This window comes from Actinosynnema sp. NPDC004786, assembly GCF_053601135.1.
In genome coordinates this window covers 77,897-104,504 of the sequence record NZ_JBSGBG010000033.1, presented here as the reverse complement: position 1 = coordinate 104,504, position 26,608 = coordinate 77,897, and the positions used below count along the sequence as shown (strand labels likewise).

The 26,608-nt window shown below is 75.3% G+C and carries 23 protein-coding genes and 1 pseudogene; 6 read left to right on the top strand and 18 right to left on the bottom strand.

The features are described 5' to 3' along the window. The 5 genes from ACWEFJ_RS26480 to ACWEFJ_RS26460 form a co-directional block, all read left to right on the top strand. Positions 1-97 (top strand): adenosylhomocysteinase (locus ACWEFJ_RS26480; RefSeq protein ID WP_449713052.1); only part of this gene is annotated, 97 nt, incomplete at its 5' end. Between the two features lie 141 nt (positions 98-238). Next, positions 239-670, top strand: coding sequence for a hypothetical protein (locus tag ACWEFJ_RS26475; protein WP_449715386.1), 432 nt, complete (start codon positions 239-241; stop codon positions 668-670). Positions 671-1,354: 684 nt separating this feature from the next. Next, positions 1,355-1,759, top strand: a complete 405-nt coding sequence (locus ACWEFJ_RS26470; RefSeq protein ID WP_378096385.1) for a helix-turn-helix domain-containing protein — start codon at positions 1,355-1,357, stop codon at positions 1,757-1,759. A 320-nt stretch (positions 1,760-2,079) separates the two neighbouring features. Continuing rightward, entirely contained in the window at positions 2,080-5,340 is a 3,261-nt protein-coding gene (locus tag ACWEFJ_RS26465) for a BTAD domain-containing putative transcriptional regulator (RefSeq protein WP_449715385.1), read from the top strand. 579 nt (positions 5,341-5,919) lie between these two features. Beyond that, entirely contained in the window at positions 5,920-9,372 is a 3,453-nt protein-coding gene (locus ACWEFJ_RS26460; protein WP_449715384.1) for a BTAD domain-containing putative transcriptional regulator, read from the top strand. A gap of 130 nt (positions 9,373-9,502) precedes the next feature. On the opposite strand, the gene ACWEFJ_RS26455 is transcribed toward ACWEFJ_RS26460, so the two are convergent. The 13 genes and pseudogenes from ACWEFJ_RS26455 to ACWEFJ_RS26395 all read right to left on the bottom strand — a co-directional run bounded on the left by ACWEFJ_RS26455 (position 9,503) and on the right by ACWEFJ_RS26395 (position 20,460). Beyond that, the gene (locus ACWEFJ_RS26455; RefSeq protein ID WP_378096376.1) at positions 9,503-9,694 is read right to left on the bottom strand and encodes a hypothetical protein; all 192 of its coding nucleotides are present in this window, start codon (positions 9,692-9,694) and stop codon (positions 9,503-9,505) included. 1 nt (position 9,695) lies between these two features. Continuing rightward, entirely contained in the window at positions 9,696-10,316 is a 621-nt protein-coding gene (locus ACWEFJ_RS26450; RefSeq protein WP_378096373.1) for a helix-turn-helix transcriptional regulator, read from the bottom strand. 170 nt (positions 10,317-10,486) lie between these two features. Beyond that, positions 10,487-11,560 carry an NAD-dependent epimerase/dehydratase family protein gene (locus ACWEFJ_RS26445; protein ID WP_378096370.1) on the bottom strand — a complete coding sequence of 358 codons (1,074 nt, stop codon included), beginning with the start codon at positions 11,558-11,560 and terminating at the stop codon, positions 10,487-10,489. A 61-nt stretch (positions 11,561-11,621) separates the two neighbouring features. After that, the gene (locus ACWEFJ_RS26440) at positions 11,622-12,656 is read right to left on the bottom strand and encodes an NADase-type glycan-binding domain-containing protein (protein ID WP_449715388.1); all 1,035 of its coding nucleotides are present in this window, start codon (positions 12,654-12,656) and stop codon (positions 11,622-11,624) included. 297 nt (positions 12,657-12,953) lie between these two features. Then, a pseudogene (locus ACWEFJ_RS26435) lies at positions 12,954-13,019 on the bottom strand (zinc ribbon domain-containing protein); the annotation flags it as partial. Positions 13,020-13,027: 8 nt separating this feature from the next. Then, entirely contained in the window at positions 13,028-13,588 is a 561-nt protein-coding gene (locus ACWEFJ_RS26430; RefSeq protein ID WP_449715383.1) for a phage tail protein, read from the bottom strand. Then, entirely contained in the window at positions 13,585-15,519 is a 1,935-nt protein-coding gene (locus ACWEFJ_RS26425) for a putative baseplate assembly protein (protein ID WP_449715382.1), read from the bottom strand. Before ACWEFJ_RS26425 ends, ACWEFJ_RS26430 begins: the two co-directional genes overlap by 4 nt. After that, complete coding sequence (locus ACWEFJ_RS26420) at positions 15,519-15,929, bottom strand: GPW/gp25 family protein (RefSeq protein WP_378088974.1); 411 nt, start codon at positions 15,927-15,929, stop codon at positions 15,519-15,521. Before ACWEFJ_RS26420 ends, ACWEFJ_RS26425 begins: the two co-directional genes overlap by 1 nt. Continuing rightward, positions 15,926-16,240 (bottom strand): PAAR domain-containing protein, encoded by a 315-nt coding sequence (locus tag ACWEFJ_RS26415; RefSeq protein ID WP_378088973.1) that lies wholly within the window; start codon positions 16,238-16,240, stop codon positions 15,926-15,928. Before ACWEFJ_RS26415 ends, ACWEFJ_RS26420 begins: the two co-directional genes overlap by 4 nt. A gap of 21 nt (positions 16,241-16,261) precedes the next feature. Then, on the bottom strand, positions 16,262-18,010 hold the full coding sequence (locus tag ACWEFJ_RS26410; protein ID WP_449715381.1) for a VgrG-related protein: 1,749 nt from the start codon (positions 18,008-18,010) through the stop codon (positions 16,262-16,264). Next, a complete protein-coding gene (locus ACWEFJ_RS26405; RefSeq protein WP_378088968.1) occupies positions 18,007-18,771 on the bottom strand; it encodes a CIS tube protein in 765 nt (254 codons plus the stop codon). The genes ACWEFJ_RS26410 and ACWEFJ_RS26405 overlap by 4 nt, the downstream gene beginning before the upstream one ends. A gap of 28 nt (positions 18,772-18,799) precedes the next feature. Continuing rightward, on the bottom strand, positions 18,800-19,234 hold the full coding sequence (locus ACWEFJ_RS26400) for a phage tail protein (RefSeq protein ID WP_378088966.1): 435 nt from the start codon (positions 19,232-19,234) through the stop codon (positions 18,800-18,802). 26 nt (positions 19,235-19,260) lie between these two features. Continuing rightward, positions 19,261-20,460, bottom strand: a complete 1,200-nt coding sequence (locus ACWEFJ_RS26395) for a hypothetical protein (RefSeq protein WP_449715380.1) — start codon at positions 20,458-20,460, stop codon at positions 19,261-19,263. 127 nt (positions 20,461-20,587) lie between these two features. On the opposite strand from ACWEFJ_RS26395, the gene ACWEFJ_RS26390 reads away from it, so the two are divergent. Further along, positions 20,588-21,028, top strand: coding sequence for a hypothetical protein (locus ACWEFJ_RS26390; RefSeq protein WP_449715379.1), 441 nt, complete (start codon positions 20,588-20,590; stop codon positions 21,026-21,028). A gap of 1,119 nt (positions 21,029-22,147) precedes the next feature. On the opposite strand, the gene ACWEFJ_RS26385 is transcribed toward ACWEFJ_RS26390, so the two are convergent. The 5 genes from ACWEFJ_RS26385 to ACWEFJ_RS26365 form a co-directional block, all read right to left on the bottom strand. Then, positions 22,148-22,306 (bottom strand): DUF6760 family protein, encoded by a 159-nt coding sequence (locus tag ACWEFJ_RS26385; protein ID WP_176947121.1) that lies wholly within the window; start codon positions 22,304-22,306, stop codon positions 22,148-22,150. Then, a complete protein-coding gene (locus ACWEFJ_RS26380; protein ID WP_366201755.1) occupies positions 22,303-22,758 on the bottom strand; it encodes a hypothetical protein in 456 nt (151 codons plus the stop codon). The genes ACWEFJ_RS26385 and ACWEFJ_RS26380 overlap by 4 nt, the downstream gene beginning before the upstream one ends. Beyond that, positions 22,755-23,195: a phage tail protein gene (locus ACWEFJ_RS26375; RefSeq protein WP_233815714.1), complete on the bottom strand. Its 441-nt coding sequence runs from the start codon at positions 23,193-23,195 to the stop codon at positions 22,755-22,757. Before ACWEFJ_RS26375 ends, ACWEFJ_RS26380 begins: the two co-directional genes overlap by 4 nt. A 41-nt stretch (positions 23,196-23,236) precedes the next feature. After that, a complete protein-coding gene (locus ACWEFJ_RS26370; protein ID WP_449715378.1) occupies positions 23,237-24,760 on the bottom strand; it encodes a phage tail sheath family protein in 1,524 nt (507 codons plus the stop codon). Positions 24,761-24,959: 199 nt separating this feature from the next. After that, positions 24,960-26,606, bottom strand: coding sequence for an eCIS core domain-containing protein (locus tag ACWEFJ_RS26365; RefSeq protein ID WP_449715377.1), 1,647 nt, complete (start codon positions 26,604-26,606; stop codon positions 24,960-24,962). Between the last annotated feature and the right edge of the window lie 2 nt (positions 26,607-26,608).

Genomic DNA, 26,608 nt, shown 5'->3' with positions numbered 1-26,608 from the left:
CCTCGGCGGCAAGCTCACCAAGCTGACCAAGGACCAGGCCGAGTACATCGACGTCGACGTGGACGGCCCCTACAAGCCCGAGCACTACCGCTACTAGCGACGACTCCCCGGCCCCGGTCCGCGGTGTCGCGGGCCGGGGCCGGCCGTCGCCCGGCCCGCCGGCGACACCCGGAAGACCTCATCCCTTCGTGTGGGTGAGCCTTGCCTTGGTCCTCGCTCCAAGGTTTACCGTGGATCCATGACCACGGAAGTGAGCCGGACGGAGCAGCGGTCCCGCGCGCCCGGCGGAGCCACCGACCGCCACGCCGCCGGCTCACCGGGGCCGTTGCCCTCGGCGCGCCTGCTCGACCTCCAGCCGTCCGGCGGCGCGCCCATCGCCTGCACCCTGACCGGCGACCGGCAGGCGGAGCGGATCGGCCAGTGGCGCGACCTGCTGGCCGGCGCACGGCCCGAGGGCATCGCCGACGGGCTGCGGTGGCGGCTGCCCGGCGCGCGGGCGGGCGAGGCGGCCGAGCTGGCCGCGGCCGAGCAGCGCTGCTGCGCGTTCTTCGACTTCACCCTCCACCTCACGGCGGGCGAACTGGTCCTCGAAGCGCACGCGCCCGAGGAGGCGGCGGACCTGTTCCTCGCCGTGTTCGGCGCTCCGGCGGGCGGCGACCCGACGCGCTGACCGCGCACCCGACGACGACGGATGCGTCGACCACCGCGCACCGGGTGCACAACCCGACGCGCCGATCACCCCGCACCGGGCATCCGAGATGCGTTTCCGGCGCACGACCCCGGCGTGGTGTGGAATTGGCGGATCGTGCCGCCCGACGTTGTCGGCGCGGTGCGGCGCATTCATGTCATCCGAACCGGGCGGAACCGGGCGCAATTGTTTCGCACCACCGCCCGGACGATCGGTGAATCACCCCGACACGCGTCCGGGCAGAATGGAACGCGCGCCCGTTCCGAACGAAATGCGGAATTGACCCGCGCCGCCCGCTCCCGTCCGGTCGTCCCACCACGTGGGCGGTGCCGCCGATGCGCGGCCCACTTGTTCGGCGCGCCACTTCGGAGTTCCGCACCCGCGGCACACCCGTGGCAATCCCGTCGGCCGGGTGACGGCGACGCGCCGTAGCTGTGAGGAACGCGCATCTTGGGGCCCGGGAGCGCACTTCACCCGGAACGACCTGTGACTCAGGCCACAAAACAGCCGGGAATTCATCTCTCGGTAGCAGTCGGCCGGCCACCATCAGCACAACGGCGTACTTCCGGTCCGGAGACGTACCGTTCAAGATGCATCCAGTACCGACAGATCGACGCCGGCGCGCCGCACGGCGGGTCTGCCGGGCCGACGAGCTGGGGGACGATCATGACAGGAGACCTGCTGCCGATCGACCAAGTGGCCAAGGCGTCGGGCGTCGCCTCGTCCGCGCTGCGCTATTACGAGCGCGTCGGCCTGCTGGAGGAAGGCCCGAAGATCGGCGGCCGCAGGCACTACCCGCGTGACGTGCTCGACCGCCTGTCCGTGATCCGCACGTGCCGGAACATCGGCTTCAGCCTGACCGAGATCTCGTCGCTGCTGGACGAGGCCGAGGAGTCCGGCGGCTCCTGGCAGGAGATCGCCGACCAGCGCCGCGCCCGCATCGAGCGGGAGATCGCCGAGCGGCAGGCGTGGCTGACCACGCTGAACTCGACGCTGGCGTGCGGCTGCCGGCAGTTGGTCACCTGCCCGCAGGTGGCCGGCTGCCCGCTGATGTGCGCTCCCGAGTCGTGAGCGACCGCGGCCGGCCGCCATTGCGGTGAACACCGCCGTCGGCCATCGGGGGTATTCCACCGAGAGAGGAATGGCGGGTTTTTCCCGAAACTGCCGCGAAGATCACTGCGCCGATCAGGGCAACGCGCACGCATCATCCCGCGACCAGCGAAAAGTCCCATTGAGACGGACTTCGCGGACACTCTTGCGGCAACGACGCCGTGCTAACGTGGCGGACGAGTAGGAACTGAGTACCAGTCGACGCGCGGCGGAGCAGGTACGCCATCTGCGAGAGCACGCCACTCGGCCCCTATTTCCACACGGGGGGTGTCCCGATGTCGATGAGCACGACCGCTTCGCTGGTGGTCAGGTTGCTCGGGCCGGTGCGCGCGTGGCGCAACGGCACCGAGGTCGACGTCGGCACCGCGCGCAGGCGCGCCGTGTTCGCCCTGCTGGCGCTGCGCGCGAACGAGGCGGTCTCCCGGGACGAGCTGATCGACGGCGTGTGGGGCGACGCGCCGCCCGCGACGGCCGGCGCCAGCCTCTACACCTACGTCTCCGGCCTGCGCCGGGCGCTGGAGCCGGAGCGGTCCAAGCGGTCGGCCGGGGTGGTGCTCACCTCCTCCGGCGCGGGGTACGCGCTCCGGCTGGACCGCGAGGCGCTGGACGTGCACCGCTTCGACCGGCACCGCGAACGGGCGGAGGAGCTGGCGCGGCACGACCCCGAGCGGGCGGTGGCGGAGCTGGACGCCGCGCTGGCGCTGTGGGAGGGCGAGGCGTTGTTCTCCGTGCCGGGCCGGTTCGCCGAGTCCCAGCGGTCCCGGTTGCACGAGCTGCGGTTGGCCGCCGTGGAGCGGCGCGCCGAGCTGGGGCTGGTGCTGGGCAGGCACGCCGACGTGGTGGCGGAGCTGTCCGGGCTGGTGGTCGAGCACCCGTTGCGGGAAGGGCTGCGGGCGCTGCTGATGTCCGCGCTGCACCAGGGCAACCGGCAGGCCGAGGCGCTGGAGGTGTTCCGCGACGCCCGGCACGTGCTGGCGGAGGAACTGGGCATCGAGCCCGGTCCGGCGCTGCGGGAGGCCCACCGCCGGGTGCTGGAGGGCGAGGCGGTCCACCACCGGCCCGCCCCGACCGCCGCGCCCGCCGATCCCCCTCCCCCGGCGGCGGCGCACTTCGTCGGGCGACGCCGGGAGCTGGAGCTGGTGCGACGCGCGGTGTCCGAAGTGGACGCGGGCCGCGGTGGGGCGCTGTGGCTGGAGGGCGAGCCGGGCATCGGCAAGTCGTCCCTGCTGGCCGCGGCCCTGGCCGGCGCGGACGTCCGCGTCGCCCGCGCCGCGGCCGACGAGCTGGGGGCCCGATTCCCGCTGCGCGTGGCGCTCGACGCCCTCGCCGTGTCGGTCACCTCCCCCGACCCGCGCCGCGTCGAGCTGGCCCGGGAGCTGTCGGCCCCGGCGGGCGACGGCGACCCCGTGCTCGCCGCCATCGACCGCCTGGTGGACCTGGTCGGCGACCTGTGCGCGGCGGCGCCGCTGGTGCTGGCGCTGGACGACTTCCAGTGGGCCGACGAGGCGAGCGTGCTGCTGTGGCACCGGCTGGTGCGCCTGTCGCACCGGATCCCGCTGCTGCTGATCGCGGTGGCGCGGCCGGTGCCGCACCGCGAGGACGTGGCGCGGGTGCGGCGCGCCGTCGTGGAGACCGGTGACCTGGTCGTGCTGCCGCCGCTGGCGGAGGACGAGGTGCCCGCCCTGGTCGCCGGGCTGGTGGGCGCGCCGCCCGGTCAGGGCCTGGACCGGCTCGCCGGGTGCGCGGGCGGCAACCCGCTCTACGTCCGGGAAGTGCTCGACGCGCTGCTGCGCGAGCACGCGGTGGAGATCCGCGACGGGCTCGCCGAGGCGGCGGTGACCGGCCAGGACGTGCCCGCGTCGCTGGTGGCGGCGTTGACCAGGCGGTTGGAGTTCCTGTCGGCGGAGGCGCTGGACCTGCTGCGCCGGGCGGCGCTGCTGGGCGCGGCGTTCGCGCCCGGCGACGCGGCGGTGGTGGCGGGTCGGCCGGTGTCCGAGCTGGTGGCGGCCGTGGAGGAGGCCACGGCGGCGGGCGTGCTGGTCGAGGCGGGCGCGGAGTTCGCCTTCCGGCACCACCTGGTCCACCAGGCGCTCTACCTGGGCACCCCGGCCGCGGTGCGGGCGGCGTTGCACCGCCAGGCGGCCCAGGCGCTGGCCGCGGCCGGGTCGCCGGTGGGGTTGGTCGCCCGGCAGCTGGCCGCCGCGCCGACCGCGGTCGACCGCTGGGCGGTGGACTGGCTGGTCGAGCACGCCGCCGCGGTCGCGGCGCGCGATCCGGACCTGGCCGTGTCGATGCTGCGGTCGGCCATCGCGCAGCCGGACGTGCCCGCGGGCGACCGGGAACGGCTGGCCGCCGAGCTGGCGCGCCTGGTGTTCCGGCTCGGCCTCCGGGCCGAGGCCGACGTCCGGTACGCGCTGGCCCGCGCGCACGACCACGACGTGGTCGCCGAGATGCGCTGGGTCCTGGCCGCCTCGCACCACCGCGAGGGCCACTCCGGGGACGCGGTGGAGGTGCTGCGGGCGGCGGTCGCCGACCACACCACGCCGCCCGTCTGGCGGGCCCGGATGGAGGCGTTGACGGCGGGCGTGGTGACCGGCGACGAGGGCGAGGCGGCGGCGCGGCGGGCGTTGCGGCTGGCGCGGGAGGTGCGCGACGACTTCGCCGTGGCGCGCGCCCGGCGCGGGTTGTGGCGGGCGGCGACCGCGCGCGGCGACCACGCCGAGGCGTTGCGGCAGGTCGAGGAGGCGTTGGCGGTGCCGGTCGTCCCGGAAATCCAGGCGGACCTGGTGGGCGACAAGGTGTTCACGCTCCAGCACCTCGACCGGCTGGACGAGGCGGACGAGCTGCTGCGCACGACCCGGCCGCACTCCGCCGCCGTGGCGCAGCACTACTGGCGGGGCCGCTGGGCGGACGTGGTGGCGCTGGTCGACGGCCACCGGGAGCCGACGCCGGGCCCGTGGCCGTGCGACCGGGGGCCGACCCCGCCCGCGCACGGCGTCGCCGCGCTCGTCGCGGTCCGCCAGGACCGGCCGGACGCGGCGCTGCGGCACCTGGGGGCCGCCGCCGACCACCCGGACGACTTCCTGGACGACTTCCGCGCCGCCGCCGAGGCCCTCCTGGCCGAGCGCGCCGGGCGGGTGGACGACGCGCTCGCCGCGGTGGCGGGACTGCTCGCGCCCGACCGCGTGTCGCCCCGTCTCCGCTGGCTGCCGCTGCTGGCGCGGTTGGCGTTGCGGGCGGGCGACGGCGACCTGGCGGCCCGCGCGGCCGGCCAGGCCGGGACGGGCGCGGTGGCGTCGCACTGCCGGGGGTTGGTGGAGCGCGACCCGGTGGTCGTGCTCGACGCGGCGGCGCGGTACCGGGAGGCGGGTCGGCCGGTGGAGCTGGCCGAGGCGCTGGACGACGCCGCCGTGCTGCTGGCCGGGCACGGCGACCACACCGGGGCCGCCGCGGCGGTGCGGGAGGCCGTGGCGGTGTACCGCGGTGTCGGCGCGGAGCCGGAGGCGCGGCGGGTCGAGGCGCGCTTGCGCCGCGTCGCGTGAACGGCCCGCACCGGGGAGCGCCGGGCGGAGCGGGGAAGGGACGCGCGGCGGGCCGGGCCGCGGTCGCGCCACGTGATCGCTCCCACCCCGCAGGGCCGACCGGGACGGGGAGCGGAGGTGCGGCGGGCCTGCGCGCGGTCGCGCCGCCCGAACGCCTCCGCCGAGCGGTGCCGACCGGGGAAGCGAAGGCATCGCACGGCCCGAACACCCCCACCGACCGGGGAAGCACAGGGGCCAGCCGCCCGAACGGCCCCGCCGACCGGGGAGGTGAAGGGTTCCGCCGCCCGAACACCCCTACCGACCGGCGAAGCGAAGCGCCGCGCCGCCCGGACACCCGCACCGACCGGCGGAGCGAAGGGTCGCGCCGCGCGAACGGCCCGGCCGACGGGGCGGAGCGGAGGCGCAGGGCGGGACGGGGCCCGGTCGTGCGGCGTGGACGGCCCGCACCGAGAGGTGCGGGGAAGGGGAGGGACGTGCGCGTCGGCACCGGGCGACCTCCGGGAACCGGCGTGCGGACGCGCGCCGTCGCGGGGTGCGGACGCGTCGCGCGACAGGACGAGCCTTGGGAGGGCAGGCGAGATGTCGGCGTTGCGGTTGGCCGTGCTGGGGCCGGTGCGCGCGTGGGTCGGGGACCGCGAGGTGCCGCTGGGTTCCGCGCGGCCCCGGGCGGTGTTCGCGATGCTCGCGTTACGGGCGGGCGCGGCGGTGCGGCGGGGCGACCTGGTGGCGGGGGTGTGGGGTCAGGACGCGCCGGCCACCGCGGAGGGCAGCGTGCACACCTACGTCTCGTTGCTGCGCAAGGCCTTGGAGCCGGACCGGCCGCGCGGCACGGCCTCGAAGCTGCTGGAGTCGGTCGGGTCCGGCTACCGCCTCCGGTGGGACCCGGACGACTCCGACCTGGCCGAGTTCCGGGCGTTGCGGGCGCGGGGGCAGCGGCACCTGGCCGACGGTGACCCGGACGCGGCGCTCGGCTCGTTCGACGCGGCGCTGGCGTTGTGGCGCGGCGAGGCGTTGGCGGGTCTGACCGGGCCGTTCGCCGAGTCCCGGCGGCGGGAGCTGGCGGCGGAGCGGACCGCCGCGCGGGAGCTGCGCGCCGAGGCGGCCCTGGCGACCGGCACGCACACCGACGTGATCGCGGACCTGGGCGCGCTGGTCGCCGAGGAGCCGCTGCGGGAACGGGCGCGCGAGCTGCTGGTGCTGGCCCTGCACCGCGGCGGGCGCGGCGCGGAGGCGCTGGAGGTGTTCCGCGACGCCCGCCGGGTGCTGGTCGCGGAGCTGGGCGTGGAGCCGGGGCCGGGGCTGCGCGCGGCGCACCGGCTCGTGCTCGGCGGCACGGGATCCGCCCCGACTCCCCCGCGCGCCACGCCGTCGCCGGCCGACCGCGTCGCACCGCACCACGTCACACCGCACCGCGCCGCGCCGGTGGTCGGCGCGTCCGACGAACCCGTGCTGCTGGGCCGGGACGCCGAGCTGGCCGCGGTCTCGCGGGCGGTCGAGGGCCTGTCCGCCGGGCGCGGCGGGACGCTGTGGGTCGAGGGCGAGATGGGCATCGGCAAGTCGGCGCTGCTGGCCGCCGCGCTGGCCCGCGCCGCGCTGGCCGGTCACCAGACCGCGCACGCCGTGGCCGACGAGCTGGACAGCCGCTTCCCGCTCCGGCTCGCGCTGGACGCGCTGGGGGTCGATCCCACCGCCGCCGACCCGCGCCGGGCGGCCGTGGCGCGGGCGCTGCGCGAGCGGCAGCCGGCCGGGTCGATCTTCGGCAACGGCGACCCGGTCGCGGGCGGCGTCGACCGGCTGGTCGACCTGGTGGAGCGGTTGTGCGCGGACGCGCCGCTGGCGCTGGCGCTGGACGACCTCCAGTGGGCCGACGAGAGCAGCACGGAGGTGTGGCGGCGGCTCGGCGCGCTGACCCGGCGGCTGCCGCTGCTGCTGATGGGCGCGGCGCGACCGGTGCCGCGCCGGCCGGAGGTGGTCCGGCTGCGCCGGGTCGTGGAGTCCGGCGGCGGCGTGGTGCTGGACCTCGCGCCGCTGGGCGACTCGGACGTGGCCGACATCGTGGGACGGCTGGTGGGCGCGCCGCCCGGTCCGGCGTTGCGCGAGATCGCCGCGCGGGCGGGCGGCAACCCGCTGTACGTGCGGGAGGTCGCGGACGCCCTGCTGCGCGAGCGGCTGGTGGTGGTCGGCGAGGACGTGGCCGAGGTGGGCGAGCACGCGTTCGACCGGGTGCCCGGCTCGCTGGTGTCCGCGGTGGACGGCCGGCTCGACCTGGTCTCCGCGCCCACGCGGGAGGTGCTGCGGTGGGCGGCGCTGCTGGGCGGCGAGTTCTCCGTCGACGGGCTGTCGGTCGTGCTGGCCCGGCCGGTGGCGGAGCTGGTGACGCCGTTCGAGGAGGCCGCGGCGGCGGGCGTGCTGCGCGACGCCGGGTCGCGCATCGCGTTCCGGCACCCCGTGCTGCGGCAGGCGCTGTACGAGCGGACGCCCGCGGCGTTGCGCAACGCCCTGCACCAGCAGGCCGCGCAAGCGCTCGCGCACGCCGGCGCGCCGGTCCACCACGTGGCCGAGCAGTTGCTCGCCGCGGCCGGCGACGTCGGCGCGTGGGTGGTGGACTGGCTGCTGGCACGGGCTCCCGCGCTGGTCTACGAAGCGCCGCTGGTCGCGGTCGAGCTGCTGCAACGGGCGCTGCGGTCCACCGCCGTGCCCGAGGAGCAGGCCGCGACGCTGCGGGCGCACCTGAGCAGCGCGCTGTTCCGGATCGGCCGGGACGCCGAGGCCGAGCACCAGGCCCGGCGGGCCCTGCCGCGGCTGCGCGACCCGGACCGGATCGCGGAGGTCCGGTGGACGTCGGCCTACGTGCCGTTCCGCGCGTCCCGGCCGGAGCAGGCGTTGGCGTCGCTGCGGGAGACGCTGGCGGACCCGGTGCTGCCGGGCGCGTGGCGGGCCCGGCTGCTGTCGTTGCTGGCGCTGGTGCAGCGCGCCGGGTTGGACGACCTCGACGCGGCGGCGGCGAGCGCGCGCGAGTCCATCGCGGTCGGGGAACGCGCGGCCGACCCGTTCGCGATCGGCCAGTCCCTGGAGGTGCTCTGGCAGGTCGACGCGGCGCGCCGGGACTACGTGAGCGCGCTGGCCTACCTGGACCAGGCGTTGGACATCGTGGGCACCGACTTCGCCCTCACGGACCTGAGGCTGGTGCTGCTGGACAACCGGGTGTTCACGCTCCAGTGCCTGGACCGGTTGGACGAGGCGACCGAGACGATGCGGCAGGCGTTCGACGCGGCCGGGCACGGCGCGCCCGTGGCGGCGCTCCAGGTGGGCGCGGCCGTCCACCGGTTCTGGCTCGGCGGCTGGGACGAGGCGGTGGACCGGCTCGACGCGGTGCTCGGCGACGACTCCGGGATCACCGGGTTCGGCCTGCGCGAGGGCGGGTTGATGCTGCTGCACGGCGTCGCCGCGCTGATCGCCGCGCACCGGGACGACGAGGTCACCCTCAAGCGGCACCTGCACGACGGCCTCACGCTGTCCCTGGCGACCGCGGCGAACCGGGAGAACAACGACTTCCTGGTCGCCGCACGGGCCGCGGCGGCGTACCGCAACGGCGACCACGTCGGGGCGATCGAGGTGTGGGGCGGGATCCTCGACACCGAGTACGCCCGGATGATGCTGCGGCACCAGTGGTTGCCCGACCTGGTCCGGGTGGCGTTGGACTGCGGCGACCTGGCGACCGCGCGTGCTGCGGTGGAGGCGTGCGAGGCGGAGGCGGCCATGGAGAAGACCCCTGCCAGGGCCGCCGCGGCGGCGCGGCGCTGCCGTTGCGTGCTGGAGGAGGACCCGGACGGGCTCACGGAGGTCGCCGCGCACTACCGGTCGGTGGGGCGGGTGTTCGAGTCGGCGCAGACGGTGGAGGACCGCGCGGTGCTGCTCGCGCGGCGCGGGCGGGCGGAGGAGGCCGGCGCGGCGCTGCGCCAGGCCGTCGGCGTCTACCGCGACCTGGGTGCCGCCTGGGACATCCGGCGGGCCACCGCCCGCGTCGGCTGACCGCCGACGCGGCTGCCCCGGAGCACCGGCGCTCGACGACGCGGGACCGGCGCGCAGTCGACCGGCGACACGGCCGCCCACACCACAAGCGCTCCGTGGTGTTCAACCGGCTCGTGGCCGGGCGGGCGCGTCACCCGCCCGGTGTCGCGGCGGGCTGGTCGTCGGCCGCCGCCGGCGCGCCGATCACCCCGTCGGCCGACATCACCCAGCCGCGGTCCGGGCGTGCGCCGCGCGTGGTCCCGGACCTCAGGCCCCGCCGCACCAGGTCGACCACCCGCCGCAGCTTGGCGCGTTCCCGCTCGGCCACCAAGGTCTCGTCCACCTCAGATCATCCCCTTCCGCAGGGCGTAGGCGACCGCGTGCGGCCGGTTGCGCAGGTTGAGCCTGGTGGTCAACCCGTAGAAGACGTTCTTGATCGTGCGCTCGGAGTAGGACAGCCGGCCGGCGATCTCGGCGGTGTCCAGCCCTTCGGCCATCAGCCGCAGCACGTCCGCCTCGCGCGGCGTCAGCTTCGGCACATTCGCGGCCGGCGACACCAGCTCGCGCTGGAGCCGTTCCACGTGCTTGAGCAGCTCCGCGACCAGGCTGGGCGGCATGACGCCGCCGCCCGACGCGGCCGCCAGGACGCTGCGCAGCACCCGCTCGCCGGTGGCCGCCGCCCGGGGCAGGATCGCCACCACCCGGCACTCCACGGCGGCCAGCACGTCGTTCTCGCCGATCTCGTCGAGGACCAGCACCACCGGCGCGCCGATGTCGGCGGCGACCCGCCGCAGACCGGTCAGCACCTCGGGGCCGATCCGGTCGACCGCGACCACGACCACGTCGGCGTGCGCCCGCTGGTCCCGGTCCAGGAGCACGACCTCGGCCCGCGAGCCGAGGTAGCTGGTCAGCCCAGCCAGGCTCAGGTGATCCGCCGCCTGGACGACGACCCGAACTCGTTCCACCGCTGCCTCCCACAGATCCGGTTCCCCGACACCGAGTCTGCGAGGTGCGACTTCAGGCGCTCTCAAGCGCTTCTACAAGAGTTCTTCATGGCGGCCGAGCGGCGTGAAGAGCGCCGTGTAGACGCTCGCCCAGCACTCAACACCCCGGCATATCCCCTGGTCAAGAGGAATCACGCCTGGACGACGTCGTCCGCCGCGGTCCAGTGCTCGTGCAGGGCCAGCAGCACGTCGTCCAGGTCGTGCGCGGGCGACCAGGCGGGGTAGTCGCGCCGGAACTTGCGGGTGTCGCTGATCCACCACCGCGGGTCGGCGAACCGGGCCCGCGGCGAGTAGTCGAACGGCACCTCCACGCCCGTCAGGTGCTCGTAGCGGGCGATCAGCTCCAGCACCGAGGCGGCGCGCTCCCGGCCGCCGCCCAGGTGGTAGACCTCGCCGGGCCGGGGGTCGAGGGAGAACTGCCACACGGCGTCCACCAGGTCGCGGGCGTCCAGCACGTCGCGCACCTGCTTGCCGCCGTGGCCCAGGACCGGGTACGGCGTGCCGCGCACGGCGCTGCGCACCAGGTGGGACACGAAGCCGTGCTCGCGCACGCCCGCCTGCCCCGGGCCGGTGACGCTGCCGCACCGGAACACGCCCACCTTCATGCCGAGGCGGCGGCCGTACTCCTGGGCGGCGAGGTCGGCCGCCAGCTTCGACACCCCGAGGAACGTGCGGTCGGCCCGGTCCAGCCGCAGCGACTCGTCCACGCCGTGCTCGTGGAACGGGTGGGACGGGTCCAGCTCCCACCGGGTCGCGGTCTCCACCAACGGCAGCGCGTCCGGCACGTCGCCGTAGACCTTGGCCGTGGACACGTGGGCGAACACCGCCTCGCCGCAATGCCGCCGGACGGAGTCGAGCACGGTGACCGCGCCCACGGCGTTGACGCCGAAGTCGACCAGTGGCCGTTCGGCGGACCAGTCGCGGCTGGGCTGCCCGGCCGCGTGCACCACCAGCCGGACGTCCGGACCCCACGTGCGCAGGACCTCGTCCACGGCCGCTTGGTCGCGCACGTCCGCCCGGTGGTGCCGGTAGTTCGGGACGCGCCGGACCTCGGCCAGGCGGCGGGCCACCGACCCGGCGGGGCCGAAGAACTCCTGCCGCATCTCGTTGTCGAGGCCGACGACGAGGTCGAACCGCGGCGCGAGCCGCCGCACCGCCTCGCCGCCCACGAGCCCGGCCGAGCCGGTGACCACTGCGATGTCCACGGGGTGCTCCTCTCCATCCGTGCGCGAACCCCTCGCGCGCCAGTCCTGTGCCCCGGTCCGGTCACGGGCGGCGGAAGAACTCGACCTCGCCGAGCGCCACGTGCCGGCCGGCGCCGAGCCCCGCGGCGGACTTCACGACCAGGCGCACCGCCACCACGTCGCCGATGCCGGTGTCGGTGCGCTGCGGTCCCGGCTGGTCGTTGAGCGTCACCGGGATGGTGCGCGTGCCGCCGCCGGAGACCGTGACGACCAGGTCCAGGGCCGTGGGCCGGGCCTGCTCGCGGAACTGCTCGGGCTGCGCCGACGCGCCGGTGTGCACGACGACCGACAGCAGCCGGAACGGCCGGTCGAAGCCGAACTCGATCGCGTCGCCCACGGCGGGCGCGCCCCAGTACCGGTTCGACAGCCCGTCCACGGCGGCCCCGGCCGGGTGGTCGGGCACCTCGGCGGTGGCCGCGGTGCGGACGGGCGCGATCGGCGCGGGCGTGGCGAGCCGGTCGCGCAGGTCCTCGAACAGCTCGACCCCTCGGGGGTGGAACAGGATCCCGGCGACCACCAGCGCGGCGACCACGAGCAGCGCGGCCAACCGGCGCAGCCACCGGGACGTGTCGCCGTGGCGGCGGACCCGTCGGCGACGTCCCTCGGCCGGGGCGGGGGCCGCGCCCTGGAGCGGGGTGGCGCAGCGTCGGCAGAACCGGCGGCCCGGCGGGTTGGTGGTGCCGCACACCGGGCACGGCGGGCCGTCCACCCCGACCTCGGCGGCGGTGGTCGGCAACGGGCGCTTGGCCTCCGGCCGGGCCGGCAGCACGGGCCCGAGCACCACGTCCGACCGGCCCTCGGCGAGCGCCGCCTCCGACCCGGCGGTGGTCCGGACGCGGGCCGCTTCCGGGCGTTCGGTGGCGCGGGGCCCGGGTTCGGCGGGCGGTGCCGCGCCGTCCTTGCCGAAGCGCGACCGGACCCAGGCGCGCCAGCGCGCCCACAGGCTCGGGCGGGCGGCGGGGTCTTCCGGTTCGCGCGCGGCGGCGACCGGTTCCTCCGGGTCGGGCGGCCCTTCCGCGATGGCCGCCTCGACCCGGGACGCCAGGGGATCCGCCACCGGTCGCTCCTGCTGCGGCGCGGCGGACGGCCGCCCGGCCGGCTCACCGCCCGCGGTGGGCTGCCCCCCGGCCACACCGTCACCCGCTCCGGTCCCGGCGGCACGTCCCGGCGGCCCCGCGGCCGGCCGGTCGGCCGGATCCCCCGCCGCACGCGCGTTCGCGGCCGGCCCTGGCCCGGCCGTTCCGGGCTCCGCCGCCGAGCCGTGCGCGGTAGCGACCGGCGCGGGTTCGACGGGCGGGGGTGTTCCCGGCCCCGCGGCCGGTCGGGCGGCCTCGGCGGACCAGCCCAGGTAGGTTCCGCAGTTGCCGCAGAAGTCGTCGCCGTCCTGCACGGACGCGCCGCACTGCGGGCACGGGCGCACCACGGCCGTCACCCCCCACCCGCGGGCGGGGCGTCCGGCACCTCGACCGCGCACCGGACGTGCACCGGGCACACCGCCTCCACCAGCGCCTCGACCCGCTCCCGGTCCACCGGACCGGACGAGCCCGCCCACACCCGCACCACGACCACCTCCGCCGCCGCGCCGGGCAGCGGCGTGTCCGGGGAGCCCGACCAGCGCACCCCGGGACCGTCCGCCACCTCCGCGCGCACCCCCAGCGACAGCTCCAGCCGCTCGACCAGCCCGCGCACCGTGCCGCGCTTGCGGTGCAGCTCCACGGCCCGGCGCACCAGCGCCCGCCGCAACGGCTCTGGCCACGCCGGGTCCAGCCCCGCCGCCACCCACGACGACAGCCAGGCCAGGAAGTCCTCCGGCGCGAGCGCCGGGTCCAGGTACGCGGCCAGGTTGTCCAAAGTGGACAAGACCGCCGACAGCACGGCGTCCAGCCCGGCGGTGAACCGCTGCGCGAAGTCGTCCGCCGCGTACAGCGCGGGCAGCATGTCCCCCAACGGGTGGCTGCTCGGCAGCTCCGGCAACGCCGCCCTGGTCACGGCGCACCGACCGCGACCTGGTGCTGGTGGGAGAACACCAGCGCGTTGGGCGCGACGTCCAGCCGGTCGACCGGCCCGCCCCGCGCCCCGGTCACCGGGTTCGCCGGGAACATCCGGATCTCGTCCACCAGCAGCACCCCGGGCACCGCCTGGAGCACGGAGAACACCTCGCCGAACTGCACGGGCCTGCCGAAGCCCCAGCCCCGGCCGTCCGGCCCGCCGCGCAGCGGGTTGAGGTACCGGTACAGCGCGGCCAGGGCGTCCTCGCGCACCTGGTCCACGTCGGCCGCGGTGAGCCGGGCCACCACCGTGATGCCCTGGTAGCGCGGCGGTTCCACGACCAGCCGGGTGCCGAGCAGGCGCCGCTCGTCCAACCGGCGCGAGACCGCGGCCAGCACCTCGTCGGAGGGGATGAGCTGCTCGAACCGCAGCCGGTCGCCCTCGTCGGCCACCGCGTCGGGCACCACCAGCACCCGTGCCGCGCCCGCCTCCCCCGCCACGGGCAGGCAGCGGACGCGGGCCAGCGACGGCGCGGCCTGCCGGGCGATCAGCTCGTGGTCCTCGGCGGTGACCGCGCGGTCCTGCACCCGGAGCTGGTTCGGCGCGCGGAGCTTGGCCTCGGCGACCGTCTCGGCGTCCACGCCGCCGATCGCGGCCTCCCGGTTCTCCACCGCCGACACGTAGGGCACCGAGCTGCGCAGCACCGAGATCACGCCGCGCGCGACGTTGCCCGACCGCCCGCCGCCGGTGCGGTAGCGCGGCACCCGCACCACCGCGCCCTTCGGCGGCACCGCGCCGTAGCGCCGCAGCGCGCCGTCGGCCTCGCGGACCGCGGGCGGGAACTGGAACTCGCCGATCGACGCGTCGAGCACCACGTGCCGGTCGTCGGGCCCGGAGGCCCCGAAGTCCTCGACCACCGACCAGTCCTCCCAGCCGTCCCCGGCGGAGACCTGGACCACGACCGGGTCGCCGTCCAGCAGCACCGGGGCCCGGGGCACGCGGAACCGCTGGCCGGGCACGCCCGCCGACTCGCCCAGCGGCACGTCGACCTCGGTCTCGGCGTGCTCGGCGGTGGCGGTTCCGCCGATCGTGTAAGCCTCGGCCTCGCGGACGGTCGGCGACTCGGAGTAGAACGGCTGGCCGGGCGCCGGCGCGGTGACCCGGCAGCGCAGCCAGCCCGCGCGCTGCCCGGCGATCACCGACGTGGTGTGGCCGCCGGGCACGTGCAGCACGACCTCGCCCGGCCGGTTGAGGCCGCCGGTGCCGTCCTCGTCCACCTCGCACGCGGCCCAGTCCGCGCCGGTCCACGCCTCCCACACCAGCGGGGGCTGCCGGGGGTCGACGCCGATGCCCTCGACGCGGCTCTCCAGCCGCAGCACCACCACGCAGTTCGGCACGGCGGCCGTCAGCCCGAACAGGGTGGCGTCACCGGGCGCGGGCGCGTGCTGGAAGCACGGCACGTCCTTGCCCGCCTCCAGGTCGCGGGTGCGGTCGGCGTGCTCGCCGGACGCGGACCGGGTGACCAGCCGCGCCAGGTCGCACGGCACGATCGGCAGCTCGCCGGTGGTGGCGAACACCGTCGCCTCGGCGGACTCCGAGCCCATGGTGGCGACCTCGGTGCCCGCGGGCAGCGACACGGTCTCCGCCTGCGGCGCGGACAGCCAGAACGTCACCCGCGCGCGGGCCGCGGTGGGCGGGAACAGGCGCACGCCCAGCAGGTCGAGGAACGCCAGGTAGTTCTTCTCCGGCACCCGGTTCAGCCGGTACACGAGCTGGTCGGTCATCTGCGCGAAGGTCTCGATGAGCGTGACGCCGGGGTCGGACACGTTGTGGTCCGTCCACTCCGGACAGCTCTGCTGGACGTAGCGCTTGGCCTCGTCCACGAACTGCTGGAAGCGGCGGTCGTCCAGGTTGGGCGCTGGGATCGCCATCAGTCGGCCTCCCCTTCCTCGGACGGGATCGTGTAGAACGGGAAGACCAGGTTGCGCTGGTCGTTGGTGGACTTCACGGTGTAGCGGATGTCGATGTAGAGCGTGCCGACGTCGACCGAGTCGAACGCCACCACCACGTCGCTCACGTCGATGCGCGGTTCCCAGCGGTCCAGGGCCGCGCGCACCTCGCGCGAGACGTGCCCGGCGGTCGCGCCGTCGGCGGTGGCGAACACCAGGTCGTGGATGCCGCACCCGAACTCCGGCCGCATCGGGCGCTCGCCCGGCGCGGTGCCGAGGATCAGCCGGATGGCCTCCTGGATCTCCTGGTCCCGGTCGACCATGCCGATGCCGCCGGTGGGGCCGACGCGCAGCGGGAAGCCCCAGCCGCGGCCGACGAAGTCGGCGCTCACAGCGCACCCCCGATCATCACGGTGCCCGGCCGGGGCGAGATCTTCGCCTTGCACGAGGTCTCGTCCAGCGCCCCGGCGGCGGGCAGGCCGCCGATGAGCACGCCCCGGCGCGCGACGGCGGGCGTCGGCATGACGATGTTGGGCACGGCGTTGTGCGGCACCACGGCGCACACGTGCACGCAGTTGATCGTCGCGGCGGGTTTGCCCTCGATCAGCACCGTGAGCAGGCGGGCCGCCGAGAGCGGGTTGAGCGGCGCGCCGATCGCGCCGCCGTGCACGGTCAGGTCGCCCTGACGGGCGGCGATGGGCATGGCGGAACTCTCCTCACGTGGTCAGTTGAGCTTGATGAGGGTGCCCTTGAGCGTGAGCACGCCCACGCCGGCGTCGATGGTGATGCCGGACCTGTCGAGCGTGACGGAACCCGGGCCGGCCTTGACCGTGGCCGAGGTGCCGGTGAGCGTCACGGAGCTGAGCGCCGCCACGCCTCGCGGGCCGCGCACGGACACCTCGATCCGGTTCTGCTTGTCGTCCAGCAGGACTTCCAGCCGCTCGTCGCCCGTGACCAGCCGGACGCCGGTGGCGGCCCGGCTGTCCAGCAGCTCCAGCCGGTTGCCGTTGCGGTCGGCGACGGAGCGGCGGTTGACCTTGCCGCGCAGGGGGTCCACCAGGGCGCGGCCGTGCGGGGAGGGCTTGTCGACGCCGTTGTAGAGCCCGCCGATCACGTAGGGCCGGTCCAGGCTGCCCTGCTCGAACCCGACCAGCACCTCGTCGTCCACCTCGGGGCTGAACACCCCGCCGCCGCCGACGCCGCCCCACTGCACGGTGCGCACCCAGTCGGTGACGTAGGTGTCGTCCAGCCAGGGGAACTTCAGGCGCACCCAGCCGCGCTGGTCCCGGCCGGGTTCCTTGATGTCGGTGACGATCCCGGTCGCCAGGCCGGGCATCCGCTGGCTGCGGGCGGGCGCGTTGCCGCCCGTGACCAGGCCGGCCAGCGACCGGTCGTAGGAGGCGCTGACGGTCAACGTGGTGCGGTAGCCGGTCTCGGGTCCGAGGACGTGCCGAGCGCCGGTCACGGTGTAGCTGCCGTCGAAGTCGGGGCCGTACCGCACCAGCGTCACGGGGTCGCCCGCGCGGAGCTTGGGGTTGCCGTCGACCACGGCTTCCAGCTCGCCGAAGCCCGCGCCGGTGGACGCCTCCAGCGAGCGCGCCACGCGGGTCGCCTCGGCCTGGGTCGCGTACGGGGTGTCGGTGACCAGCAGGGGCGCCGTCGTGGGGAACTTCGCGTTGGCCGTGCTCGCGGCCAGCCCCGGCCGCACGATCTTGCTCGGGGTGTTGGGCTGCACCGCGACCAGCGCCTTCTTGGTGGCGACGTCCCAGCTCCGCACCTCGACGCCGTTGGCCTGGTCGGCGGTGGTGAGCACGGCGCGCAGGGAGTGGGTGTTGGCGCCGAACCTCAGCACGTGCGGGTCGCCCGACGCGGACGCCTTCGGGGCCTTGCTCGCGGGCGTGAGCTTGACGAACTCCAGCCGTCCCCCGTCGTCCACGCGCACCACGGCGTCGTGCTCCTGGGCGAGCGTCTGGAGGAAGTCCCAGTCCGACACCCCGGCCTGGCTCAGGTGCCGGTAGGTGACGTTGGCGACGTCCAGCCGGCCCACGGTCAGGCCCGCGCCGAGGGCGACCTTGCGCACCACGGCCGAGGCGGACATGTTGCGGAACGCCTGCACCTTCCGGCCGCGCATCAGGCGGTGCGCCCGGCTCATCGCCCGGACCACCACCAGCACGGCCGGGCTGTCGTAGTCCATCTCCAGCGCGGTGACCTCGCCGGTGAACACCGGTTCGGGCGCGGTCACGACGGAGGCGGCGATCGACACCTCGACCCGGCTGCCGATCCGGATGTCGGCCCGCCGGAGCAGCTCCCGGTTGGCGTCCCGGTAGGTCAGCACCGCGCTGTCGGGCAGCCCGACGTTCTCGTCCACGACGCAGCGGACCAGGAACTTCGCCTCGTCCCGCAGCTCGTTGCCGTCCACCGTGACCACCGCGCTCGCGGCGTGGCTGTCACCCATCGCGTTCGGCGTGCTCACCGCTCCTCCTCCGTCCCGCCCGCGGTGCCCGGGACCAGCAGCTCCGTGCCGGGCGTCAGCACCATGGGGTCGTCGATGTCGTTGGCCTCGGCGATGACCCGCCACGCGGTCGCGTCGCCGTACTCGCGCCACGCGAGCTGGGGCAGGCTGTCCCCGGCGACCACGCGGTGCGTGCGCCGGGCCTCGCGCGAGCCGGACGTCGGGTTCTGGCCGGGCGTGCCCGCGCCCGCCTCCTCGATGGACAGCGAGCAGGTGGCGCGCAGCGGTTTGCCGTCCACGTCGAACAGCGAGTACTCCACCGACAGGCTGGACAGCACGCCGTCGAAGGACACCGACTTGGCGGTGCCCCACTCGAAGCGCACCCACGGGCTCGCGGGTTTCTCCTTGCGCAGGCTGGCCTTCGTCGGCACGCAGGCGATCATCAGCTTCTCCACCCCCTCCTCCACCGAGTTGTCGTGCTCGGAGGTCGCGTCCAGGAACACGTCCACGCTCAGCGACCGCGGTCCGCTGCCGACGAACTCCGGCAGCGACGCCTGGTCGGCCATCCGCGCGGGCTTGCGCCGCCACTCGACGCTCTTGCTGAGCGACAGCCGGTTGGGGTTGAACTGGAACTTGACCGTGGCCAGCCGCGCACCGGGTTTGGCCCCGCTCGTCGCCGGCGGTTCCATGATCACCAATTGCGCCTTGACGAGCCCGGAGCCGAAGTACGCCTGGACGGCCTTGCCCGCCTTGACCGCCCCGGCCTGGAACTTCGATGCCACGGTCCCCTCCCCTTCCCCGCTCGCGCGCTCAGTCGTCGCCGGACGCGTGCAGGCCCTCGTGGGCGAACTCCAGCGTCTCCACGGCGGCCTGGGACTGGTTCGGGTCGAAGCTGGGGCCCTGCCAGCGGACCGGGATGATGCCCATCACCTGCCAGCTCACGATCGGGGTGAGGTCCGGGGCCAGCGCGACGATCTCGCCGTCCTCGCGGTCGGCCTCCTTGATGATCTCGTTGAACCACTTGAGGACCTTGGCCGAGTCGGCGGTCACCGGGCGGGTCATGGTGATGTTGGACCAGGTGATGCGCGAGGGCAGGCTCCAGGTGAAGTTGTTGTTGCCGCCCTCGGCGTACTGCTCGACCTCGACCTGCGCGCCGAGGCCGTCGCAGGTGTGGAACATGCCGAGGTCGTCGTCGGCGATGGTCAGCCGGAAGAAGACGCTGCTGGCGAACACGTCGTCGCTCACTGGTGCTCCTTGGTCGGGCCGGCCGGCTAGCGGCGGCGGTCGTGCAGTCGGCCGTTGCGCTCGCGGCCCTCGCGCAGTTCGGCGCGCAGGAGCCGGCCGACCGGGTCGAGCAGCCTGCGGGCCAGGTCGTCGAGGTCGAGCGGGGGCAGCGGTTTGTTGTCGTCGCCGCGTTCCGCGGTCGAGGTGTCGGCGCCGGCGGGTGTGGTCCTGGTGGTCGACGGGGTCCGCTGGACGGTCGTGGTGGCGGGCCACTTCGCCGGAACGTTCCCGGGCGTCGGGCGCGGGGCGTCGGCCGGCGCGGTGGAGGTCCGGTCGCGCCGGGGTTCGACCGGGGTGCCGGACGGGTGCGGGTGCGCGGCCGGGGGGAGCTTCGGGGGGTGGTCGAGCGGTCGGGGCGGGGTCGGGCGCACCACCGCCGGCGCGGTGTGCCCGGGTCCGCCGGTGTGCCGCTGGACGTGCACGCGCGGGGCCGGTGGGGTGGTCGTGCGGCCGGGTGCGCCGGTTGGCCGCGGGGGTGTCGGGTTCGGCGTGCCCGACCACCGAGGGCGGACCACGGGGCGGGCTGCCTTGTGCGGCAGCGGTTCGGGCAGGCCCGTGTTGGTGGTGAGGGGGCGTTCGGCGATCAGGGGCAGGGGACGGGGTTCGGGTACGGGTCGGGTTGGCGCGGGCGGGGCGGTGGCCTGCCCGGCCGGGAGCCGGGTCACCGCGACCACCGGCAGCCGCTGCACGCTCGGACCGGCCTCCGGTGCCTTGGCGCGCACGCGCGGCACCGGCCGGTCCAGCGTCGGCCGCCCGGCTGGAGCCGTGGGGGCCACCTGAGCCTTGCCGTCGCGGGCCTTGCCGTCGGGCGCGTTGCGGTCCGGTGCCTTGGGCGCGTTGCGGTCCGGTGCCTTGCCGCCGGGCGCCTTGCGGTCCGGTGTCTTCGGCGGACGTGCCCTCACCGGCGACGCGGTGGCCGGGAGTTCCGACATGGGCTCGCCGATCCCGGTCCCCCGCTGGACACGGGCCACCGGGGGCGTCGGGGCCGTGCTGCGCTGGACCACCCCGCCGTGGCCGCCGGCCGACGCGGTCGGGGGCAGGGCCGTCAGCGGCTCGCCCAGCACCGGCGCGGAACGCGACGCGGGCCGCTCGGCTGCCTTGGCGGGCTTCGGTGGCGCGGCGCCCACCACGGGGAGCGCGCGGGCCGGTGGGATCGACGGCCTGGCGAGCGTCAACGGCGGTCGCACCGGGCTGAGTCGGACTGCCCTGGCGCCGGGTGCCGCCGGCCCCGCCGCGCTGCCGCTCCGCACCGCCTGCCGCCCTCCGGTCGGCGCTGCCCCCGGCGAGGCGGCAGGTGTCGGGGCAGCGGGCGGCGTGGCTCGCACCACGGGCGAACCGGTGGGCGACGCCCCGGACCCCGGCACGGCCGAGCCGGTGGACGACCGCGCGGGCCCCGACACGGACGAGCCGGTGGGCGGCGCGGTCGAGCGCATCACCGGCAGGACGTGTGGCGCGGCGGAAGCCGGACCTGCCGCCGGGGGCGTGAGCGGGACGGCGGGCGAGGCGGCAGAGGGACCACTCGCCGAGGTGGCTGTCGGGATGCCCGTCGAGGCCGAGAGCAAACCGGCCTGCGGCGCAGCGGCTGAAGCCGCAGACCCGCTGCTCGGCGACGCAGCCGCCGAGGTAGCGGACCCGCCACCCGGCGACGCAGCCGCGGTAGCGGACGAACCGGATGTCGAGGCGGGCGAAGCGCCGGCCCCACCACTCGGCGAACCAGGCTTGCCGGCCTGCGAGGCAGGCGACGCACCGGGTTGACCAGTGGGGGAAGTGGGTGGGACGCCGGACCGACCACTCGGCGAGGCAGGCGGGACGGCGGACCGATCGCTTGGCGTGGCGGGCGAGGCGGTGGGGCGGCCGGTCGGCGGGGCGGGTGGAGCACTGGACCGGCCACCCGACGAGGTGCCCGGCGTGCCGGCAGACCGACCAGCCGGCGAGGCAGGCGAGGCAGGCGAGGCAGGCGAGGCAGGCGAGGCAGCGTGCCGGTTGGCCGGCAGTGCGGCGCGCGAGACCACGAGCGGTGTCGTGGCAGCCTTCGGCCCCGCCGCAGCGCCTTTCCCGCCCGCCCCGTCCGCTGTCCCCGCGGCCGCACCAGTCCCGCCGGCGGCCCCGGGAACGCTCGCCGTCCCGAGAATCCCGGCGGTCCCGTCCATCCCCGTGCTCCCGGCGGTCCCGTCCGACCCCGTGATCCCGGCGGTCCGACCGGTCCCGGCAGCGCCGGACGCCGCACCGGTGCCGGAGGTCTCGCCGGCACCGCTCGTCCGAGCGGTCCCGACAGTCCCGGCGGTCCGGGCAGCGCCGGCGGTCTCGCCGGTTCCGGCAGTTCCAGCGGTTCGACCGGTCCCCGCGGCGCCGGCAGGCCCGTCGGACCGGGCCGACCCGGTGCCCCGGCTCGTCGCGGCGGTGCGGGCGGTCCGGCTCGGACCGGGTGCGGCCTTGCCGGACCGAGCCGGGCCGGTGGTCGGGGCGTTCCCGCCCGCGCCACCGACGTCCCCCCGCGCCGCGGGTCCGCCGTCCTCCTTCCGCCACGCCACCAGCAACGGCCCGCCGCCCGAGTAGCGCGACCGGTCCGACACCTCCGGCCCGATCACCCCTCCGACCAGCCCGGACGGCGCGCTCGCGCTCACCGAGTGCCCCAGCTCACCCCCGAGCCGGTGGTCGCGCCAGGACGTCAACCCGTCCCGGAACCGCAGCCCGTCCCCCACCGCCACGCCGCCGCGCCGGACCACCCCGTCCAACGGCGGCACGGCGCGCCAGCCGCCGTCCCAGGCGGGACGGGTCGGAGCGGTGACCCGGTCGGGCTCAACCGCCTCCGCGCCACCCGCCCCGTCCGCGGCGCGCTTCCCGCGCCGCAACCAGTCCCGGAACCCCACCGGTTCACCTCCCCTCGTTCACCCTCGTGTTGATGCGCGCGATCTCGCGGACCCAGCTCTGGCGCTCGTGGTGCGCCAGGTCGAGGATCTCCTCGCGCGGCCAGTGGAAGTGGTAGGCCACGTACGCGACCTCTTCGAGCAGCCGGTCGGCCGCGTACGTCACGATTCCCCCAGGCGACCACCCGCGAGGTCCACCTCGAACGCGGTGCCGCACGACGGGCACGTCACGCCCGCCCGGGTGTGCCCCTCGCTGTTGATCCGCCGGTAGAAGTCCTGGAGGAACGCGATGTCGGTCGCGTACATCTGCTCGACCACCCCGGCGTGGACCTCGCGGACCGTGCCCAGTTGGGTGATGACCTGGCTGAGCAGCACCACGCTGAGGTAGCCGGGGTTCTCCTTGACCCGCAGGTCGATCTGGGGCCGCAGCTCGTCGCGCGCGGTGGCCAGGCGCATCCGGCCGTGCCGGTGCACCACGCCGTCGGGGTCGACGTAACCCCGCGGCAGCTCGAAGTCGAACTCGGTGCGCAGCCCGCCGCGCGCCGTGCCCCGCTCCGGCTCGTCCTTGGGCTCGACCAGCTCGTCGAGCTGGTCGAGCGCGATCGTCCGCCGCCTCATTCGACCGTGATCTCCTCGAACACGAGCGTCACCTTCTCGGTGGCCGCGCTGGACTCGCCCGCCTTGAACGACGGCCCCTCCCACTTGCTGGCCCACGCGCGGTACAGCGTCATGCGGCGGACCGTGTTGCCCTCGGTGTCCTTGACCTCGATGGTGATGTCCTGGCGGGCGGCGGTGACCGCGCCCTTCTCCAGGGTTTCCTTGAGCCAGTTGGTGAACGTGACGCTCTGGTCCAGGCCCCGGGTGAGCGTCACCTCCCCGCCCTTCTGCGCGCCCGGCTGCTTGCGCAGCACCGGCTTGCCGGTCTCCGTCACCTGGGAGACCTCCACGACGTCCTCCTCGACGGTCAGCCCGCTGACCTCCTGGAGCGACTCGACGGTGAACCCGCCGAGCTGGACGCCGAAGATGTGGGTGGAAAGAGCATCGCCCTCTGCCATGGGTGGTGCCGCCTTTCTCGTTCACGCCCGCGCGGGCGGGGTCATTCGCTGACGAGGCTGGTGCTGTCGGAGAACTGGGAGAGCTGGAAGACCACGAACTCGGCGGGCTTGACCGGGGCCACGCCGATCTCGCACACGACCTGGCCGAGGTCGATCGACTCCCGCGGGTTGTTCTCCCGGTCGCACTTGACGTAGAACGCCTCCGCCGGCGTGCGGCCGAACAACGCGCCCCGCCGCCACTGCTCGGTGAGGAACCCGGTGATGTTGCGCCGGATGCTGGCCCACAGGCGGTCGTCGTTGGGCTCGAAGACGACCCACTGCGTGCCCAGCAGGATCGACTCCTCCAGGAAGTTGAACAGCCGGCGCACGTTGAGGTAGCGCCACGCCGGGTCGGACGACAGCGTGCGCGCGCCCCACACCCGGATGCCGCGGCCGGGGAACGACCGCACGCAGTTCACGCCGATGGGGTTGAGCAGGTCCTGCTCGCTCTTGCTGATGTTGATCTCCAGGTCCACCGCGCCGCGGATGACCTCGTTGGCGGGCGCCTTGTGCACGCCGCGCTCGTTGTCGTTGCGGCTCCACACGCCCGCGATGTGCCCGGCGGGCGGCACGAGGGTGTTGCGCCCGTTGGCCGGGTCGAAGACCTTGATCCACGGGTAGTACAGCACCGCGTACTTGGAGTCGTAGTTGGCCTCGTCCAGCCGCCAGGTGCGGATCTTCTGCGCGTTCATCCCGGGCGGCGCGTCGAGCAGCGCGACCCGGTCGCCCATCTGCTCGCAGTGCGAGATCATCGCCAGCTGGACGGTCTTGACGCCCTCCAGGTCGATCAGGCCGCGCCGGTAGGCGCTCATGAGGTCGGGCGCGACCACCATGGTGACCTCGTCCACGCTCTCCAGGCCGCCCATGCCGGTGCGCTCGTCCGGGTCGCCCAGGTACTCCTTGGCGTCGAGCCGGGCGAGCGCCTTCGACGGCGTGGGCTCGGCGGGCAGCGCCACCTGCTGCTTGTCCGGGCGGGCGAGCGCGCCGTTGGACCGCTCGCTGACCGTGATGAGCTTGGACCGCTCGGACACCTGCGTCACGACGTAGTTCTTGACGTTCTTCTTCGTGGAGACGTCGTAGGTCTCCACGACCTTGCCGCCCTGCTTGACCAGCAACCTGAAGCGGTCGTCGGGCGGGTTCTCGCCGTCGGCGTCGGCCACCTCGACCGACAGGTCCGGGCCCGCGCCGGGCAGGGCCGCGACGTGCAGGCCGCCCAGCTCGGCCGGCGCGGGCGCGGCGGGTTCGGCGTCGGCGTCGGTCGCCTCGCCGCCGACGCGCACCACGTACGCCGCGCCGCCGCCGTTGGCGAAGTAGCCGTAGACGGAGTGCGGCAGGTAGGCGTCCTCGGTGAAACCGCCGAAGAGCTGGACGTACTGGTTCCAGTTCGCCACGAGGGTCGGCCGGTGGAAGGGTCCCCGCTCGGCGAAGCCGATGAAGGCGGCCACCGCGGTGCCGACGCCCTCGATCGGCCGCGCCCCGGACTGGACCTCCTCCACGTAGACGCCCGGTGAGAGGTACTGCGGCATGGTCGCTCCCTGTCTCTTCCCGCTCTGGCGGCTGATGTCGCTCTGGCACCTCCCAGCCTGCTGCGACCCGCCTCGCGCGGGCAGGGCTGCCGGACCTCGACCGGGGGCAGAGCCGTTGCCCCAAAAGACATCCGCGCCGCGCGCACGCGAAGCGCCCCGGCGCCGGGCGGCACCGGGGCGCGGGTCAGGCCGACGGGTGCTATTCCTCGCCGAGCGCGGCGCTCGCGGCATCGGCCACGTTCAGGGGCATGCGCCTCATCAGGTGGGCGAGCACCCGCAGGTACGCCTCCCGCTCGGTGATCGGCTCCTGATCCGAGGCGGCGAGCACCTGGTTGACGAAGGTGTGGATGCCCTGCCGCTCCTTGGCCGACGCGGGCAGCGTGAAGGAGAACGGTCCACCGCCCTCCGTGCGACCGGCACGGCGCACGGGTGGCATTCCGCCCGGGAACCGGTAGGCGCCGCCGCCGTAGTTGGCGTCCCGGTCGGGGTTGACCCCCGAGCCGATGACACCGACTACGCCCTCACCCGCTTCGCTGGTGACGAAGGGGAGCGCGTCCGGCGAACCCGACACCACATAGGTGTGGTAGGCGTCCGAACCGCCTTCCGGCAGCCCGATCCCTTTCGAAGCCCCGGGGCGCAGACCCTCCGCCCTGATGCTGTAGAGGTTCTCCTGCTCGGTGAAGTGCGCGTAGATCTGGACGCCGGGAGGCAGGGGTTCGACGTTCTCCAACCGGGCGCGGGTCCTCATCAGCCTGCCGGGCCCGATCTCGCCGATCGACTCGTCGTCGCCGGACGAGGACTGCTCCGGCGTGCTGCGACCGGTGTCGGCCGCCTGCGCGCCACCCTCCGGCGACGGCGTGCGCGGCGGGTTCGCCTCTTGCTCCTCAAGGGCGGTGATCTGCCGGCGCTCGTGGTCCATCACCCTGCGCAGTTCACGGATGACATTCCGCTTCTGCTCGGCCGCGGACTGGTTGAACACGGCGATCCCGCGGCGGCCCTGGTTCTGCTCCCACGCCTGGATCGCTCTGTCGAGCCGGTCCAGCACGTCGGTGCGACCGGCGGTGTCGGGGCTGCTCAGACCCGCGTACTCCTGGATCAGGGCGACGATGGGGGGCCAGAACGACTGCTGCTGGCCGATACCCGGTCGGCCGGGTTGCAGCCGTTCCGCCGCCCGGACGGACGGCTCGTAGCTCCAGGTCGCCGGCGTCCGCTGCACGGCGGGCGCGCCGCCGGGATGCGCCGCACCGTGCCCGGGCTGTGAGTGGTCGTGGCCGACGTGGGCCGCGTGGCCCTGGAGCGCCCGGGTGGCGTTGGCGTCGGCTTCCTTCTCGTGCTCGTCCGACGGGTCGCTGACCCGCACCCCGTCACCGCGGTCGGTGCCCGCCACCACGCCCCGGCGCTGTTTGCGCACGTGGTCCAGCTCGTGCAGCCACGTGTGCAGGTCGTCGTTGCCCGGCGGCATCACGACGTGGTCACCCGAAGCGTAGGCGCGTGCCCGGAACTCCTTCGCCGACCGCACCGCGAGCGCGTCCCGGTGCACCTGCACCCCGGAGAAGTCCTCGCCGTAACCGGCCTCCGCGATCCGGCGCACGTCGGCCGGCAACGACTGGCCCCGACTGCCCAACACCTCGTGCACGCTCGACCGCCCGCCCGAGGGCTCCTCCCCCAGTTCGCCCGCCTGCCGTGCCAGTTGGACGAATTGGCTGGTCACGCCGTTGCCGACGGAGCGTTGCAGGTACAGCACCTCGTTGGTCCCGTGGTGCCGGGCGTGGCCGGGCGGTCCGGCCGGGACGGGTCGGGCGTCGGACGGGGTCGGTTTCCCGCGTCGGTGGTCGTGCGAGTGCATCA